Below are 492 nucleotides of genomic sequence, written 5' to 3'. Positions count from 1 at the left end.
GGTAATCGCCAACAAGTAGAACGAGAGTTGGAAGTAACGAACCGTATGAATAATCCAGGAAGAAATGAAGTACCAAATGAGCAGGCAAAAGGTAATAATCAACAAGTCGAAAGACAAATTAATGTCGCCGATCGTTTAAATAGTGTAGGGGGATCTGCTACTTTGCAAAATAGTATAAAACCTGAATCGGGTACAGTACAACGAGAAATAAACGTTCAAGATAATGTAAGGAATAACGGTCCAGTAAGTAGTGGAAATGTGAATGTAAGTGGAACAACAGTACAACGAGAAGTAAACGTTCAGGATAATGTGAAAAGCAATGGTTCAGTAAGTAGTGGAAATGTGAACATAAGTGGAACAACAGTACAACGAGAAGTGAATGTTCAGGATAATGTGAAAAGCAATGGTTCAGTAAGTAGTGGAAATGTGAACATAAGTGGAACAACAGTACAACGAGAAGTGAATGTTCAGGATAATGTGAAAAGCAATGGT

The 492-nt window shown here is 37.6% G+C and carries 1 pseudogene; it reads left to right on the top strand.

What is annotated here, in order from left to right:
* Window positions 1–492, top strand: a pseudogene (locus MR058_RS22950) (pLS20_p028 family conjugation system transmembrane protein); the annotation flags it as partial.

Source organism: Bacillus cereus group sp. BfR-BA-01430 (assembly GCF_022663115.1).
GTDB lineage: Bacteria > Bacillota > Bacilli > Bacillales > Bacillaceae_G > Bacillus_A > Bacillus_A cereus_BD.
The sequence above is the reverse complement of the archived record's forward strand: the minus strand, read 5'-3'. Positions and strand labels throughout refer to the sequence as shown.